This window comes from Acidovorax facilis, from assembly GCF_023913775.1.
GTDB lineage: Bacteria > Pseudomonadota > Gammaproteobacteria > Burkholderiales > Burkholderiaceae_C > Acidovorax > Acidovorax facilis.
In genome coordinates this window covers 47,885-63,461 of record NZ_JAMXAX010000011.1, presented here as the reverse complement: position 1 = coordinate 63,461, position 15,577 = coordinate 47,885, and the positions used below count along the sequence as shown (strand labels likewise).

Sequence of the window (15,577 nt, the reverse complement as noted above, 5' to 3'; positions counted from 1 at the left end):
AACATCATGTGAATCAGTTTAGTGCAAGCGCCCTGGCTGCGCACCCTTCAAAGCGCCAACAAGTGTTGCCTGAGGCCGCAGCCGCAGCGAAAGGCGCGGTTGCAGCGTTCACCACAACGAACCCCCACATCGTCAGCGTCGCGAAAGGGAGGCGCCACCCCGTTCGCCTGAAAATCCACCAACACGTAAAAATTCGCAACAAGCCCGGGCAAGTTGTTGTCTTTATGCAAAAACAGGAGCACGCCCCTTGCGCTGCACCTCGCTCCCGCTTACTTTGGCCGTCCCTGTTACAAAAAGCCCGCCCTTACCCCGCCATGCGCTGGAACAAGCCGACTCTCCGCAACAACCTTCACGACCTGCTGGGCCGTGACAAGCCGTCGTCCACGGCATGGGTGCGCAACCAGGGGCTGGAAGAAGTGCGCCGGGCCATGCTGCAGAGCCTCGCCGGTATGACGGGGTCCGACGTGGCGCGCATGAACATGCGGCTGCGTTATGCCGGCGACATCGAGGCGCTGTGGTTCCTGCGCACCGACCTGTTCAGCACGCTGGTACCGCTGCGGGGCGAGCACGGTGCCCGGGGCGTGATCGACCAGGTCACCCAGCTGTTCCAGGGGCAGCTCCCACGCGCACTGCGCCCGGCGCAGGCCCTCTAGAACCTGACGCGCACCGCGCGCGTGCGAACCGCCGTTATGGCGGCGTCGTGGGGGCGAAGCCCCCTGTGTCAGTGCTGGTGCCCCCAGTAGATCAGCGCATCGCGCTCTTCCACCGACAGCGACACTGTGGCGCCCACGGGCAGCAGCACCTTCGTTTCAACATGCCCGAACGGCAGGTTGGTCAGCACCGGCGCCTTGATCTGGGTGCGCAGCCAGTCCACCACCGACTGCAGCTTGTAGCCCTTGTCATGCGGTGCCAGCTTGAAGTTGGTGAACTGCCCCAGCACCACAGCCTTCTGCTGGGCCAGCACACCGGCGTGCAGCAGCTGGGTCAGCATGCGTTCGATGCGGTAGGGGTGCTCGTGCACGTCTTCGATGAACAGCACGCCGCCCTTGACCTGCGGGAAATACGGCGTGCCCACCAGCGATGCCTGCACCGCCAGGTTGCCACCCCACAGCGTGGCACTCTTCACATAGACATTGGGCACGGCAGGCTTGCCCGTGGCGGCGTTGGGCTGCTCTTTGTGCATGCGCCAGCCCGTGCCTTCGCCGTGGCCGGTCAGCAGGTCGTCAAAGCAGGCTTCCATGATGTCGTCGGGCTCGCCCGCCACACCAAAGTCAGCCCCCAGCGATGGCCCCGCCCAGGTGGTGGCCCCCGTCTTGGCCAACACGGCCAGCTGGAAGGCGGTGAAATCGCTCACGCCCACAAAGTGCATGCCCTTTTCAATCGCCTTGGCCACCGCCTTGTAGCGGATGCCCGGCAGGATGCGCGACAGGCCATAGCCTCCGCGCGAGATCAGCGCCACATCGGCGCCGCTGGCCGCAGCGCGGTGGATGGCGGCCAGCCGGGTGGCGTCGTCGCCCGCAAAGCGGGTGTGGGTGGCCAACGCATCGGCGTCCACCTCGACCTCATGGCCCAGGGCCTTGAGCCGTGCAATGCCGCGCTTGAAGGCTGCCTTATCGCGCACGGCGCTGGAGGGCGAGTAGATGTAGATGTGCTTGGGACCGTGGTCGTGGTCGCAATGGAAAGGGTCGTGATGGTGGTCGTGCAAAGCGCTCAGACCCGCCGAGGGGCCTGCTCCGTAAACAGGGGGAATGTCGGGCGCCACATGCAGTCAGGCGGCGCCAGCGGACAAGTCAGTGCGCGAAGTATTCCACAGCCTGTGCGGCAATGGCCTCGCCGTGCTCCTGCACAAAGTGGCCCGCATGGGGCAGCACGATGGGCTCGGGGCAACCTTGGATGCTCTGCTGCAGCGCCCGCATGGTGGGCAGGCCCAGCACCGGGTCCTGCGCACCCACCACCATCAGGCTGCGGCCCTGCCACTGGTGCTGCCAGAAATCGCGGGCCGCGCGCGACACGGCGGCGCCCGGGTCACCCGCAGCAGCGGGCACGCGTTCTGGAAAGGCCCGCAACGCGGCGCGGTAGCCTTTGTCCGGGAACGGCGCATCGTAGGCAGCGCACTCCGCCGCCGTCAGATGCGGGTTGCCACGCGCCAGCAGGCGCCCTACTCCATACAGCGGCTTGTCGCGGCACATGGCACGCCAGTCGACAAATCCGGCAGGCAGTGGCACATCGCCCGTGGCCAGCAGGGTGTTCATCACCAGCAGGCCGTCAAAACGATCCGGCATGGCCATGGGCAGCGTAAGGCCCAGGATGCCGCCCCAGTCCTGCACCACCAGCACCACGTTGCGCAGATCGAGCCGCTCGATCAGTTCCAGCAGGATCTGCCGGTGCCAGTCGAACTGGTGGACGCCCTCTTTCTTGGGCTTGTCGCTTTTGCCAAAGCCGATCAGGTCGGGCGCCACCACGCGATCGCCTGCAGCCAGAAAGGTGGGCAGCATGCGCCGGTACAGGTAGCTCCAGGCCGGGTTGCCATGCAGGCACAGCCAGGTACGCTGCGCGTCGCGAGGACCTTCGTCGAGGGTGTGCAAACGCAGGCCCGCCAGGCTGGGCAGGTCGCTGATGTAGTGAGGCGCCCAGGGGTAGCCGGGCAGGTTGGCAAACGCCGCATCGGGCGTGCGCAAAGCGTCGTCTCGCAACGGATGGCGGGCCAGCGCCTCGGCGCGTTGTTGATCGCGGCGCTGGCGGAAAAAGCCGCTGAGCAGACCGCCACATTCTTCGGGCAGCACCCCGCCTCGCACCTGGGTCTGGTGGTTGATCTCGGGATGCCCGAACAGGTTGAGCACCGAACCAGCCGCGCCCGTCTTGGGATCTGCCGCACCGTACACCACCCGCGCCAGCCGCGCGTGCAACATGGCACCGCTGCACATGGCACAAGGCTCCAGCGTGACGTAGAGGCTGCAGCCGTCGAGCCGGTAGTTGGAGAGCCGCTGCGCGGCCGCGCGCAGGGCCACGATCTCGGCATGGGCCGTGGGGTCGTGGCCCTCCACCGGGGCGTTGCGGCCCGTGGCGATGACCTGGCCGTCCTTGACCACGATGGCGCCCACGGGCACCTCACCGGCGCTGGCGGCGTTTTGCGCCTCGGCCAAGGCCAGGCGCATCCAGTGCGAATCTTGGTCGGATTTCATTGCTATACAAATAATAGCCATTAGTGCTTGATAGATAAGCGCTAGCGGCCAATTTTGCTTATTTTTCTTCGTCGGGCATGGGGCGGGCCTGCTGCATCAGGCCTTCCACCTGTTGCTTGACCTGCTGCTGGATCTGCTGGCTCTGGTCGCGCACAGTGGCCGAGCTTGAACCGGCGGGCGCCGAGGCGGGAGCAGCGGTCTGCAGAGCTGGCACCGGCGTACGCATGGCAGACATCTGCTTTTTGACCACCACACCCACCACGGCCAGCACCACCACCAACCCGACCAGTCCGAACATTGCGCGCATACCTTGGCTCCTTGGCGGACACCGGCGGCCCGCTTGTTTGCTTGCTATGAGGCCTGACTGTAAAGCCAAACTCCGCATGCAAAAACGGCCGCACTGGGCGGCCGAAAAGGCAAGAGTCGCTGACGTAGCGGCGGCGGTCGGCCTCAGTTCAGCGCCACGCGGCTGCCGTCCTTGAAGGTGTAGAGCGTCACAGCGGGCGTGGTCAGCTCGCCCTTGGCGGTGAAGGCGATGTTGGCGGTCACGCCCTTGTATTCGGTCTTGGCCAGGAAGGGGGTAAACACCTTCGGGTCCAGCGAATTGGCGCGCTTCATCGCGTCGGCCAGCACCATGGCGGCGTCATATGCATAGGGGCTGTAGATCTGGAACTGCCCAGGGAACTTGGCGTCGTAGCGCTTCTTCCAGTCGGCGCCGCCCTGCATCTTGTCCACCGATGCGCCGCCTGTGGCGCAGGTCACGTTCTTCAGCGCTGGGGTCTTGCCCGACAACTCGGGCAGCTTTTCGGTGCACAGCGCGTCGCCGCCAAAGAACTTCACATTGCCCAGGCCCAGTTGCTCCATCTGGCGCAGCATGGGGCCGGCCTGCGCGTCCAGACCGCCGTAGAAGATCGCATCGGGCTTCTTATTCTTGATGGCAGTGAGGATGGCCATGAAGTCGGTGGCCTTGTCGTTGGTGAACTCTTCAGCCACCACCCTCAGGCCCTTTTGTTGCGCCGTGGCCTTGAAGACCGAGGCCACGCCCTGGCCGTAGGCCGTGCGGTCGTCGATGATGGCCACGCTCTTGAGCTTCTGGTGGTCCGCACCAAACAGGGCCAGCGCCGCGCCCAGCGCGTTGTCGTTGGCAATCAGGCGGAAGGTGGTCTTGTGGCCGGGTTTGGTCAGGTCTGGGTTGGAGGCCGATGCCGTGATGTGCGGCAGGTCGCACTTGGCATAGATGGCCGATGCGGGGATGGACGTGCCCGACTGCAGGTGGCCCACCACGCCCGCCACCTTCTGGTCGCACAGCTTCTGCGCCACGGCGGTGGCCTGGCGCGGGTCGCCCGCGTCGTCTTCGGCCGCAATTTCAAACTTGATCTTCTTGCCGCCGATCACGAGGTTTTGGGCGTTCAGGTCGTCAATCGCCAGGCGCACGCCGTTTTCAGTGTCCTTGCCGATGTGGGCAATGCCGCCCGACACGGGGCCGGCGTGGGCGATCTTGACGGTTTGCACATCCTGTGCGGTGGCTGCAGTGGCGGCGGCAACACACACACCCACGGCAGCCAGCTGCACAACGGACACGGGAAAAGACGACGGACGCAGGCGGGTGAAAGCTCGGAACACGGTAGAAATCTCCAAAAAATATAGTCGCAACTTTTGCGCACCATTTCGGGGCAAAACGCACCGCATCCTAGCCACCATCCTCCCTTGCCGTCGCCAATTGCTATGCAAGCTTAGTAATTTGCTGGGCCATTAAAACGGCTAATGGCGCAAGATGATTCGCCGAAGTCACCCTATGAAGATGCCCTTTGAGCGGCAGCGCGCCCGTTGGCAAGCGCTCAACCTTTCACCATCCGCAACTTGAAGTTGGTAAACGGCAGGATGGCGTTCGGTGCGTCGCGGGATACGCGCTCTTCCACGCAGCCCGTGTCATTGGGGGTCACGAAGTGCGGACCAATACCGGCAATGGCCACTTTGTGCGACCCCGTCCAATCCCAGCCCCACCCGGCCCCGGTCACCTCGCCTTCGAACAAAACCGGGCCATCGGCCGCGATACCCTGGTGGATGGTGATGCGCATCCGGTCGGCAAACCCACCCATCCTGTAGCCGGCCCGGACGTGAAGCGTGAAGACGGGGTGCACCGCCGGGTTGAAGATCGCCCCCGAGGTGTTGGCAACCGTCACCAGCCCCGGCATGGCCGTGCCGTTCCATCGCTCGGCCATCACCATGCCGTCCGCAAAGATGATGAAGCCCCGGGCCTCGGACCAAAGGTTCTGGCCATGGCGGTAGATCGGCCCGCAGTGGGGGTTGTAGCTGCCCTGCCCGCCGGTGCAGTCCAGTGCAAACACCATGTGGTTGGCACCTTCGGAAAAGAACCACGAACAGTCCACCGTGCAGACCAGGTCGTTGTGCCGCATGGGAGACAAGCTGAGCCGAGGCGGCAGGTAGCAAAAGTCGAGGTCATTGATCGCCAGTGTCAGCTGGGTGGGCTTCTTCACGCGGGAGGTGCTCATCAGAGTCCTTTCACTGGGTTTTACGGGGTGGCCGACGATGCCGACGGCCTTGCAAGAACGCGGTTCACAGAGACCATGGGGTGGCCGCCGAGGCTTGCACGCTGCGCCCGTTGTACCAGACCCCCACCGCACAATGCATCGTCACATGGTTACCAAAAGTGCAGTGCCCGATACCCGACGGAAGCTCCACGGCACCGCGAAACTGAAATAATCACGCCCCATGTCTCTCCTGCCCCACCAGCTCGAACTGCTTTCGCCCGCGCGCGACGCAGACATCGGCATCGAAGCCATCAACCACGGCGCCGATGCCGTCTACATCGGCGGCCCCGCCTTTGGCGCGCGGGCCAGTGCGGGCAACGACATCCGCGACATCGAACGCCTGGTGAAGCATGCGCACCGCTTCAACAGCCGCATCTTCATCACGCTCAACACCATCCTGCGCGACGACGAGCTGGAGGCCGCTCGCAAGATGGCCTGGCAGGTGTACGAGGCGGGCGCGGATGCATTGATCATCCAGGACATGGGCCTGCTCGAAATCGACCTGCCGCCCATCCAGCTGCACGCCAGCACCCAGACCGATATCCGCACGCCCGAAAAAGCACGCTTCTTGCAGGACGCGGGCCTGTCGCAGATCGTGCTGGCACGCGAGCTGACGGTGCAGCAGATCGCCGCAGTGCACAAGGCGCTGGGGCCCGTGGATGCGCCGGGGCGCGCCAACATCGAGTTCTTCATCCACGGCGCGCTGTGCGTGGCCTACAGCGGCCAGTGCAACATCAGCCATGCGCAAACGGGCCGCAGCGCCAACCGCGGCGACTGCAGCCAGGCCTGCCGCCTGCCCTACCAGGTGACCGACGCGCAGGGCCGCTTCATCGCGCACGACAAGCACGTGCTGAGCATGAAGGACAACAACCAGAGCGACAACCTGCGCACCCTCATCGACGCGGGCGTGCGCAGCTTCAAGATCGAAGGGCGCTATAAGGACATGGGCTATGTGAAGAACATCACCGCCCACTACCGCACGCTGCTCGACGAAATCATCGAAGAGCGCGAGGCCCAGGGCCGGCCGCTCTCCCGCTCGTCCAGCGGGCGCACCACTTTTACCTTCACGCCCGACCCGCTGCAGAACTTCAACCGCGAATTCACCGACTACTTCGTCACCGGCCGCAAGGAAGACATCGGCGCGTTCGACACCCCCAAGAACCCGGGCCAGGCCATCGGCTGGGTGACGAAGGTAGGCCCCGACTTCGTCGAGCTGGAAGTGAGTGACCCCGTCACCGTGCTGCACAATGGCGACGGCCTGTGCTACTACGACCTGCACAAGGAGCTGGTGGGCATGGCCATCAACGTGGCCGAGCCCGTGTCGGCACGCAGTGTGGGCCAGTGGCGCGTGTACCCCAAGGACCCGATGGAGGGCTTCAAGGACCTGCGCAAGGGCACCGAGGTCAACCGCAACCGCGATATGGACTGGGTGCGCACGCTGGAGAAAAAATCCAGCGACCGCCGCATCGGCCTGTGGGCGCAACTGAGCGAAACGCCCACGGGTTTCAGCCTGCTGCTGACCGACGAGGACGGCAACGTGGGCTGTGCCGAAGTGCAGCAGCCACACCAGAGCGCCACCGATGCCGCCAAGGCTGAGGCCAGCCTACGTGAACAGCTCGGCCGCTTTGGCGCCACGGTGTTTGCGGTGCATGACATTGCGCTTCAACTCTCGCAGCCCTGGTTTTTGCCCGCCTCTGTGCTCAATGCCCTGCGCCGTGATGCCGTGGCCGACCTGGAGGCCAACCGCGTCCGCAACTTTGCCCGCCTGCCACGCGCCACGCCCGTGGAACCCCCTGCGCTCTACCCAGAGGACACGCTTTCTTTCCTGGGCAACGTGTTCAACCACAAGGCCCACGACTTCTACGTGCGCCACGGCGTGAAGGTGATCGCCGCGGCCTACGAGGCGCACGAAGAGGAAGGCGAAGTCAGCCTCATGATCACCAAGCACTGCGTGCGCTTTTCGATGAGCCTGTGCCCCAAGCAGGCCAAGGGCGTGACGGGCGTGCAGGGCACCATCAAAGCCGAACCCTTGATGTTGATCAACGGCAAGGAGAAGCTGACCTTGCGCTTTGACTGCAAGCCCTGTGAAATGCACGTGGTGGGCAAGATCAAGCGCCAGGTGCTGAACCAGGCCAACGAGATCCCATTGACCTTCTACAAAGCCCGGCCGCACAAAGCACATTGATGCACCTGCATGTGGCGGCTCAACAGCAATGCCCCATGCACACTGACCCGTTTTCATGCCCGCCCTGCGGGCCAGCACCATGACGGCCACGCTGCTGGTGTGGCTGCAGTTCGCAGTCTGCGCGGGGCTGATTGGCGCGGCGGGCTACCAGCTGTCGCGCTACGGTGATGCCATTGCCCAGCGCACAGGCTTGTCGGGCAGCTGGATAGGCCTCACGCTGGTGGCCAGCGTGACTTCGCTTCCAGAGCTGGCCACCGGCATCACCAGCGTCACCATCGCAAACACCCCCAACCTGGCTGTGGGCAACGCACTGGGCAGCTGCGTGCTCAACCTGGTGTTTCTGGTGGTGATCGACCTGCTGTACCGGCCAGCACCGGTATGGACCCGGGCCGCCCACGGCCACGTGCTGGCAGGCGCTTTTGGCGTGGTGCTGCTGGGCTTTTTGCTGCTGGGGCTGCTGATGGGCCAACTGGGGGCTACTGCCAGTGCTTCCACCGGCGCTGGCACTGCCTCCCAGCGCAGCGTGGGCCTGCTCACTCCCGTGATCCTGCTGCTGTATCTGGTGGCGATGCGCACCGTCTTTGCGTATGAACGGAGCCACCCCGCTGCGCCACCGGCCGACACAGTGCCGCCCACCAACAACGCAGCACCTACGCTGCCCAGCCTTCGACAAGCGGCCACCCGCTTTGCGATGGCGGCTGCCATCGTGGTGGGGGCCGGCATGTGGCTGCCCTTTGTGGCGGTCAACCTGGCCACCACCATGGGCTGGAACCGCAGCTTTGTGGGCAGCCTGTTTGTGGCCCTGGTCACAACCCTGCCCGAGCTGGCGGTCACGTTGTCCGCCCTGCGGCTGGGTGCGCTCGACATGGCCATTGGCAACCTGTTGGGCAGCAACCTGTTCAACGTGGCCATCGTGGGCATAGATGATCTGTTCTACCGCCCCGGCGATCTGCTGGCCCATGTGTCGCCCGTGCATGCCATCACCGCCGCATCGGCCGTAGTCATGACCGGGCTGGCGGTGGTGGGCCTGTTCTTTCGCCCGCGCAGCCGTGTACTGCGCGCGGTGGGCATGGTCAGCATCGGTATGGCGGCGGTGTACCTGGTCAACACCTACGTGGTCTTTCTGTATGGAAACTGATGCCGTGAAACACCCCCATCCTCATCTGCGCGATGCCATAGACGTGGCACGCGAGCACGCCGTTGACCCTGACGCGGGCCTGCGCCCCGACGAAGCCCTGCGCCGCAGCGCCACCCACGGCGCCAATGAGCTGGCGGCGGGGCAAGACCGCCCCTGGTGGCATCTGCTGGCCGACCAGTTCAAGGACTTCATGGTGCTGGTGTTGCTGGGTGCGGCCGTCATCTCGGGCCTGGTGGGGGAGGTCACCGACACGTTGGTCATCCTGGTGATCGTGGTGCTCAATGCCGTCATCGGCTTTGTTCAGGCATGGCGCGCCGACCAGGCCATGGCCGCGCTGCGCCAGCTGGCGGCGGCGCACGCCACGGTGCTGCGCAGCGGAGCCGTGCAAGTGGTGCCCGCCACGGCGCTGGTGCCGGGTGACATCGTGCTACTGGAGGCGGGCAACCAGATTCCGGCCGACCTGCGGCTGATCGAGATTGCGCAGCTGCAGGTGGATGAATCGGCCCTCACGGGCGAGTCCCTCACCGTAGCCAAGCAGACGGAGGCCCTGGCCGCCGAGGATGTGGGCGCGCTGGGCGACCGCACCAACATGGCCTTCAAGGGCACCACGGCCACGCATGGCCGGGCACGCGGCCTGGTGGTGGCCACCGGCATGCACACCGAGCTGGGCAAGGTGGCCACGCTGCTCGACACCGGCGACCGCAGCACGCCGCTGCAACTGCGCCTGGCGGCCTTTGGCAAGCGCTTGGCGATCGCGGTGCTGGGCATCTGCGCGGTGATCTTTGTGGTCGGCGTGCTGCGCGGCGAGGCGCCGCTGCTCATGGCCCTCACCGCCATCAGTCTGGCCGTGGCCGCCATCCCCGAGGCACTGCCTGCGGTGGTCACCGTGCTCCTGGCCCTGGGCGCACGCCGCATGGTGGCCGTGCATGCGCTGGTGCGGCGCCTGCCTTCGGTGGAGACCCTGGGCTCGGTCACCACCATCTGCTCGGACAAGACCGGCACCCTCACGCAAAACCGCATGCACGCCGAGCTGCTGATGGCCCACGGTGTGCGCTGGGTGCCCGGTGACCCCCTGCCCGGCCCCGCCCATGCCGAGGCCCTGCGCGCCGCAGCGCTGTGCAACGACGCCACGCTCCAGGCGCAGAACGAAGAGGGCCAGTTCGGCACCCGCTGGCAGGGCGACCCCACCGAAACCGCGCTGGTGCTGGCCGCCCATGCGGGCGGACAGGACAAGGCCCAGCTAGATGTGAGCAGCCCCCGCATGCAAGAGCAGCCCTTTGACTCGGACCGCAAGCGCATGACCACCTTCCACCGCGCTGCCGATGGTTTTGTGGCCTACACCAAGGGCGCGCCAGAATCAGTCTTACCCCGCTGCACCGCCCACTGGACGCCAGAAGGCGCTGCCGCACTGGACACCGCCAAGGTCCTCGCCACTGCCCAGCAACTGGCCGCCCAGGGCCTGCGGGTGCTGGCCCTCGCCCGCCGCAGCCACGCCCGCCTGCCCGACACCAACGACATCGACGCGGTCGAAAACCAGCTGGAGCTGCTGGGCCTGATCGCCCTCATCGACCCACCCCGCGCCGAGGCCCAGGCCGCAGTGCGCGACTGCATCAGCGCGGGCATCACGCCCGTAATGATCACGGGCGACCACCCCGCCACCGCACGTGCCATTGCGCACCGCCTGGGCATTGTGCGCAGCACCGATGCGCCCGTGCTGACTGGTGCCGACCTGGCCACGCTGGACGATGCCGCACTGCGCGCCCGCGTGGAACAAGTGCAGGTCTACGCCCGCGTGGACCCGGCGCAGAAGATCCGCATCGTCGAAGCGCTGCAGGCCCAGGGCCACTTCGTGGCCATGACAGGCGACGGCGTGAACGACGCCCCTGCGCTCAAGCGCGCCGACATCGGTATAGCCATGGGCCAGGGCGGCACCGACGTGGCGCGCGAGGCATCCAGCCTGGTGCTGCTAGACGACAACTTCGCCACCATCGTCGCGGCGGTGCGCGAAGGCCGCCGCATCTACGACAACATCCGCAAGTTTGTGCGCTACGCGATGACGGGCAACTCGGGCGAGATCTGGACCATCTTCCTCGCGCCGCTGTTGCTGCTGCCCATCCCTTTGCTGCCCATCCACATCCTGTGGGTCAACCTCGTCACAGACGGCCTGCCCGGCCTGGCGCTGGCCGCCGAACCGGCCGCACGCGGCATCATGCAGCGCCCACCCCGAGCACCGCGCGAAAGCCTGTTTGCCCACGGTATGTGGCAGCACATATTGGGCGTGGGCCTGCTCATTGGTGGGCTGTGCCTGGCGGTGCAGGCCTGGGCACTGCACACCGGCCACGCGCACTGGCAGACCATGGTGTTCACCGTGCTCACGCTGGCGCAAATGGCGCACGTGATCGCCATCCGCTCCGAATCCGAACCCATCTGGCGCCTGGGCCTGCTGAGCAACCGCCCGCTGCTGGGCGCCGTGCTGCTCACCTTTGCGCTGCAGATGGCAACCATCTACGTGCCCTGGCTCAACCCCATCTTCCGCACGGAGCCGCTGAGCCTGGGCGAGCTGGCGCTGTGCATTGGCGCCGCGCTGGTGGTGCTGGTGGTGGTAGAGATTGAAAAGGCCTGGCGCCGAGGCCTGCAGGCGCGGCGCACTGCGGCAGAGTCGGATGGCAGCGCGATGGATGAGCCTGCTGCGTGAATGGCGTTGATCGCTGCCTGTAGATCGTCATTTCTCACCCAGTGGGTATGCCGCAGGTGCCCGATGTCCATGTTCAGGCCCTGAGAGCCTGCTCAAAGTACTTTTGAAGCTGATCTTGGAGGCTGAAGCCGATGGTCACGACGCGGTGTTTGAAGAACTTTTTAGGACGGCCTGCATAACCCTCGCGAGCCGGAGGTGGTGTAAACCGCCCGAGCCCACTCCATCACAGACCGCATGGAGTTATGCAGGCCATCCTTTGCGACTCCACAACACCAATTTTCGAGAAAATAGAAAGAAATTCACAACAAAATAAAAGGCAATGAAAAATCCAAGCGCCCACGGCAGATAAATCATGTCAAAAAAATATGCATTCTCAGTAATTCTGAAGGATGTCAACGCAATTCCTGAGGATATCCACAATCCGAAGATCAGACCCAATCCATTTATGGCCCACATTTTCCTCATTCCGCCCTTCCCCAAGGCCCTTCCGACTATTTCAAGCAAATCAACACATGGCACAAAGAACACAAAAGCCGTAATTAAATAATATGCAAAATCATAGAGATTGAAATACCAAACATAGGCACAATTCAAAATCCATATTATCATCGATAAAACTATCATCAGCAGACACCAGGTATTCTTTTAATAGCACCGGCGACATCAGCATAAAGAGCCGAAATGAGATATCCAGCTATTGCCAATGCAATCGCAGCACCCACCGCACCTCCAAGCAGACCGATCCCGAACACAATAGCAGTTAGCGCCCCAAACAATGCTTGCAAGCCAAGGACACCACATTCCGCATTCGCGATCGCCATCATGTCGTGGTAGATAGAAATAGCAGAAATAACAAAAGACATCAACAACAGAATTGCACCAAGCCACCCTCCAATCCCTGCCACTATTCCCAAGACCAAGGCAGCAATTGCGGACCACCCTGGATTATCTTTCACCCAGTTCACCAAATCCATCCACCCACCATTACCCCTGCCCTCGATCATGTAGGCCCCAGCTCCCGTTTCCGGGTCCGTTATCACATACCCGTACCCCGAAAATCCATGCGCGTTAATCGCACGTTCATGGAATGTCACTTCCTTGCCTGCCTGGACAGCCGAAGTAATCTCCTGTCCCACTGTGCCGCCAAGCGGCAGTCTGGGCAAGGCAGTAGCTGCGTTGCTTTGGTTGATGGTGTAGATGCGCTGGCCTGCAGCTTGGGCGATTGCAATGGCATTCACTGCGCTGATCCCTTGCGCGCATTCCGCCAGCGTGGGGTTGCTGATTTGCCCTTGCTCATCCGTGTACCGGCATTGACTTTTGTCCACCCACAGCTGCTCGGGCACCGCGTGCTCCATAGCGCTGCTGTATTGCCCCCGCAGCTTGTTGTACGCAATCCACCGGTTTTGCGCTGCAGTTTTGCCGTTTGCGGTGAGTTCCGGTTTGGCGTTGATCGCCGCCTGGGGATCGTCATTCTTGACCCACCGGGTGTGCCGCAGGTGCCCGATGTCCATGTTCAGCCCTTGGAAGGTAATGCCCGTGGTCACGATGCCATACAGCTTGTTCGGCCTTACCTGGGCGTGGAACAGGCCGTAGCTCAAGGCGGGCCGGTCGATCATTTGGGCCTGGGCGCTGGCGATGGCGCCGTGGCTCTGCAGGCTGGCGAAGTAACTCCACATCGTTCCTGTCAGCAGATCCCCCGTCAAATTTTCGCCAGTAATGCCTTGCAAGATGGCCGCCCGCTGCGCTTCAGGAGCGGCCTGCGCTTGTTCAAGCTTCTGCTTGTTCACCTTCATCCGGGCTCTCAGCGCTTCCAGTTGGGCTTGGCTGATGCCCTGGATGCTCACGCCAAGGGCTGTTTGCTGGCCTGCGATGAGCTGGTCTTGGGTTTCATCCCAGTCTTGTTGCCCATAGCGGGTAAAACCGCCTTGACCTACGGGTTCGCTGCCTGCACGCATGCCGGGGCCGGTGGCTACCACAGTGCCGTCTACCGAGATTTGGGGCTTGAGGCTGATGCTGCTGGGCAGGCCTCTGGGCAGTTGGCTGGGGTCTAGCTGTTGGCCGGGGGATGGCTTGGGGATGAGGGCTGCGATGGCGGCTTCGTCGGCAGCGCTGGCTGCCACCCAAGCGAGGGTGATCTTTTTACCGGCAATGGCGGCGGTGGGGGTTTGCCAGCTCAGCAGGGGGCTGTCGCCCCAGGCGGCGCTGCGGGCGTCTGCGTAGATTTCGTATTTGAACTGCGCTTTGCTGCTGGCGGGCAGGTCGCTGTGGGTTTGGCTGCGCGTTTTGATGCTGTAGGGCAAGGTGCCTGCCAAGTAGGGCAAGGGGTCGATAGTGGCTTGCCGGGTGCCCAGGACGTCGCCTACTGTGCTCTTACCGGCGTTTTGGCTGTCGATGTAGGTTTTAAGGCGGGCCTGGTAGTTGCTGAGCTGGCTTTGCAGGGCTGTGGTGTTGAGGTTTCTCACCCAGCCTTCAGCCTGGTTGGTTTCTGCGCCTTGCTGGGCTGCATTCAGCAGGGCCTGGGCGTCCAGGGGTACGGCGCTTTGAAGGTCCATGCCTTCTTGGAAGGTGTATTGCTTGTAGCTGCCGTCCAGGGGCACCCAGGTGTCGGGCGTGCTTTGACCGGGCGTGTGGCGGATACCTCGGCCGGGCTGGTATTGGATGAGGGCTTCGACCCAGGTGTGTTCGATGCGCAGGGCTTTGGTTTGTGCGCCCGAGACCAGGGCGACGTTGTTGACCCCGCCTTGGCCCCAGATTTGTTGGGCTGCGTCTACGGTCTGCGCGCCGCCCACCCAGTTGAGGGCCTGGGCGGTGGGGATGTCTACAGTGCCGGTGACGTACCGCGCGGGGATGCCGCTGGCGCGCAGCAGGGCAATAAGCAGGCTGGCGGTGTCAACAGCGTTGCCGGATTTTTTGTCAAGCGTGTCTTGCGCGCCTTGTACGCTGCCTTGCGTGGGCACGTAGTAGATGTTGTCGTGCACCCACTGGTAGATCTTGTGGGGGTTGTGGCCCAGGGTTTGCGCCAGGTTTTTGATGGCGTCGGTATGGGGGGCATCCACAGTGGGCGCCAGATCGGCAACGCTGGGGGCGCTGGCGGCTTTGGTGGTGCTTTGCAGGGTAGCGGCCTTGGCGGCAGCTGCTGGCTGGTCTGCCTCGGAGGCATCCACCTGGATGGGCGCTTGGGGGCGGGCACGCTCTGCCAGCCAGGGCAGCTTGTTCAGGTTGACGGGCAGGTGGGTTTTGCGGGGGGCTTCTGCGTCCACAAACTCTTTGAGCACCTGCAGGGCTGCGGCCTGGCCGCTGCCGCCGGCCTGCACGGCCTCGATCCGCTTGACCAGCTGCTCGTGTTTGTCCCGAAAGACGGCCTCCTGGGCGAGCTGGCGGTCTAGCACGCTGCCTTCCACACCTGCGGTGTGCCAGGTGTTGCGCAGGGTTTGCCATTCTTGCTGCAGCGCCTGGGCCTGGCGGTCCAGGGTTTGCACACCGGGCAGGCTGGACGCTACGTCGGAAAAACTGGGCGCAACGCCGGAGGGGCCGGATTCAGGGTTCAGTGCGTTGACCAACTGCTCCAGGGTGTCGGCATATTGCTCGGAGGGCGCTCCGCTTTTCATGCGCTGCTGGGCCGCCAGCTGGTTGCGCTGCGCCATTTGCGCGTGCACCAGCGGCAGCCCAACGGTGTTGAGCACCGAGGCGGTGAGCAGCCACACGACCGCACGCTTGAACCAGCCGACCGGGCGGTGCTGCAGGGTTGGCTGAGTGGGTTGGCTGCGGGCGTGCTCGTGCTCGGGGGCCTGCGATGGGCGCATGGGGACTTTCTCTCTCAAATGG

At 64.1% G+C, this 15,577-nt stretch carries 10 protein-coding genes; 4 read left to right on the top strand and 6 right to left on the bottom strand.

The genetic code is table 11. The features are described 5' to 3' along the window. Positions 1–314: 314 nt before the first annotated feature. A complete protein-coding gene (locus NFX52_RS06140; protein ID WP_055393833.1) occupies positions 315–653 on the top strand; it encodes a hypothetical protein in 339 nt (112 codons plus the stop codon). A 68-nt stretch (positions 654–721) separates the two neighbouring features. On the opposite strand, the gene NFX52_RS06135 is transcribed toward NFX52_RS06140, so the two are convergent. From NFX52_RS06135 to NFX52_RS06115, 5 genes are all read right to left on the bottom strand, one after another. After that, positions 722–1,705, bottom strand: coding sequence for an LD-carboxypeptidase (locus NFX52_RS06135; protein WP_055393832.1), 984 nt, complete (start codon positions 1,703–1,705; stop codon positions 722–724). Positions 1,706–1,790: 85 nt separating this feature from the next. Beyond that, positions 1,791–3,182: a tRNA adenosine(34) deaminase TadA gene (gene tadA, locus NFX52_RS06130; protein ID WP_055393830.1), complete on the bottom strand. Its 1,392-nt coding sequence runs from the start codon at positions 3,180–3,182 to the stop codon at positions 1,791–1,793. Positions 3,183–3,240: 58 nt separating this feature from the next. After that, positions 3,241–3,489: a hypothetical protein gene (locus tag NFX52_RS06125; RefSeq protein WP_207401875.1), complete on the bottom strand. Its 249-nt coding sequence runs from the start codon at positions 3,487–3,489 to the stop codon at positions 3,241–3,243. 143 nt (positions 3,490–3,632) lie between these two features. Next, positions 3,633–4,763, bottom strand: coding sequence for a branched-chain amino acid ABC transporter substrate-binding protein (locus NFX52_RS06120; RefSeq protein ID WP_055393932.1), 1,131 nt, complete (start codon positions 4,761–4,763; stop codon positions 3,633–3,635). Positions 4,764–5,020: 257 nt separating this feature from the next. After that, positions 5,021–5,695 carry a hypothetical protein gene (locus NFX52_RS06115; protein ID WP_055393826.1) on the bottom strand — a complete coding sequence of 225 codons (675 nt, stop codon included), beginning with the start codon at positions 5,693–5,695 and terminating at the stop codon, positions 5,021–5,023. Between the two features lie 220 nt (positions 5,696–5,915). On the opposite strand from NFX52_RS06115, the gene NFX52_RS06110 reads away from it, so the two are divergent. Genes NFX52_RS06110 through NFX52_RS06100 form a run of 3 tightly spaced genes read left to right on the top strand, consistent with a single transcriptional unit; the run spans position 5,916 to position 11,752 of the window. Then, positions 5,916–7,919, top strand: a complete 2,004-nt coding sequence (locus NFX52_RS06110) for a peptidase U32 family protein (RefSeq protein ID WP_055393823.1) — start codon at positions 5,916–5,918, stop codon at positions 7,917–7,919. Positions 7,920–7,974: 55 nt separating this feature from the next. Beyond that, positions 7,975–9,057, top strand: a complete 1,083-nt coding sequence (locus tag NFX52_RS06105; RefSeq protein ID WP_238385464.1) for a sodium:calcium antiporter — start codon at positions 7,975–7,977, stop codon at positions 9,055–9,057. Continuing rightward, on the top strand, positions 9,047–11,752 hold the full coding sequence (locus tag NFX52_RS06100) for a cation-translocating P-type ATPase (protein WP_055393822.1): 2,706 nt from the start codon (positions 9,047–9,049) through the stop codon (positions 11,750–11,752). The genes NFX52_RS06105 and NFX52_RS06100 overlap by 11 nt, the downstream gene beginning before the upstream one ends. Positions 11,753–12,375: 623 nt before the next feature. Here NFX52_RS06100 and NFX52_RS06095 read toward each other — a convergent pair. Next, positions 12,376–15,555 carry a transglutaminase-like domain-containing protein gene (locus NFX52_RS06095; protein ID WP_055393820.1) on the bottom strand — a complete coding sequence of 1,060 codons (3,180 nt, stop codon included), beginning with the start codon at positions 15,553–15,555 and terminating at the stop codon, positions 12,376–12,378. Between the last annotated feature and the right edge of the window lie 22 nt (positions 15,556–15,577).

Excerpts from the sequence above, each read along its gene's own strand:
- NFX52_RS06140 (WP_055393833.1), top strand. The coding sequence starts at position 315 with ATGCGCTGGAACAAGCCGACTCTCCGCAACAACCTTCACGACCTGCTG.
- tadA (WP_055393830.1), bottom strand. The coding sequence starts at position 3,182 with ATGAAATCCGACCAAGATTCGCACTGGATGCGCCTGGCCTTGGCCGAG.
- NFX52_RS06125 (WP_207401875.1), bottom strand. The coding sequence starts at position 3,489 with ATGCGCGCAATGTTCGGACTGGTCGGGTTGGTGGTGGTGCTGGCCGTG.
- NFX52_RS06115 (WP_055393826.1), bottom strand. The coding sequence starts at position 5,695 with ATGAGCACCTCCCGCGTGAAGAAGCCCACCCAGCTGACACTGGCGATC.
- NFX52_RS06110 (WP_055393823.1), top strand. The coding sequence starts at position 5,916 with ATGTCTCTCCTGCCCCACCAGCTCGAACTGCTTTCGCCCGCGCGCGAC.
- NFX52_RS06105 (WP_238385464.1), top strand. The coding sequence starts at position 7,975 with ATGCCCGCCCTGCGGGCCAGCACCATGACGGCCACGCTGCTGGTGTGG.
- NFX52_RS06100 (WP_055393822.1), top strand. The coding sequence starts at position 9,047 with ATGGAAACTGATGCCGTGAAACACCCCCATCCTCATCTGCGCGATGCC.
- NFX52_RS06095 (WP_055393820.1), bottom strand. The coding sequence starts at position 15,555 with ATGCGCCCATCGCAGGCCCCCGAGCACGAGCACGCCCGCAGCCAACCC.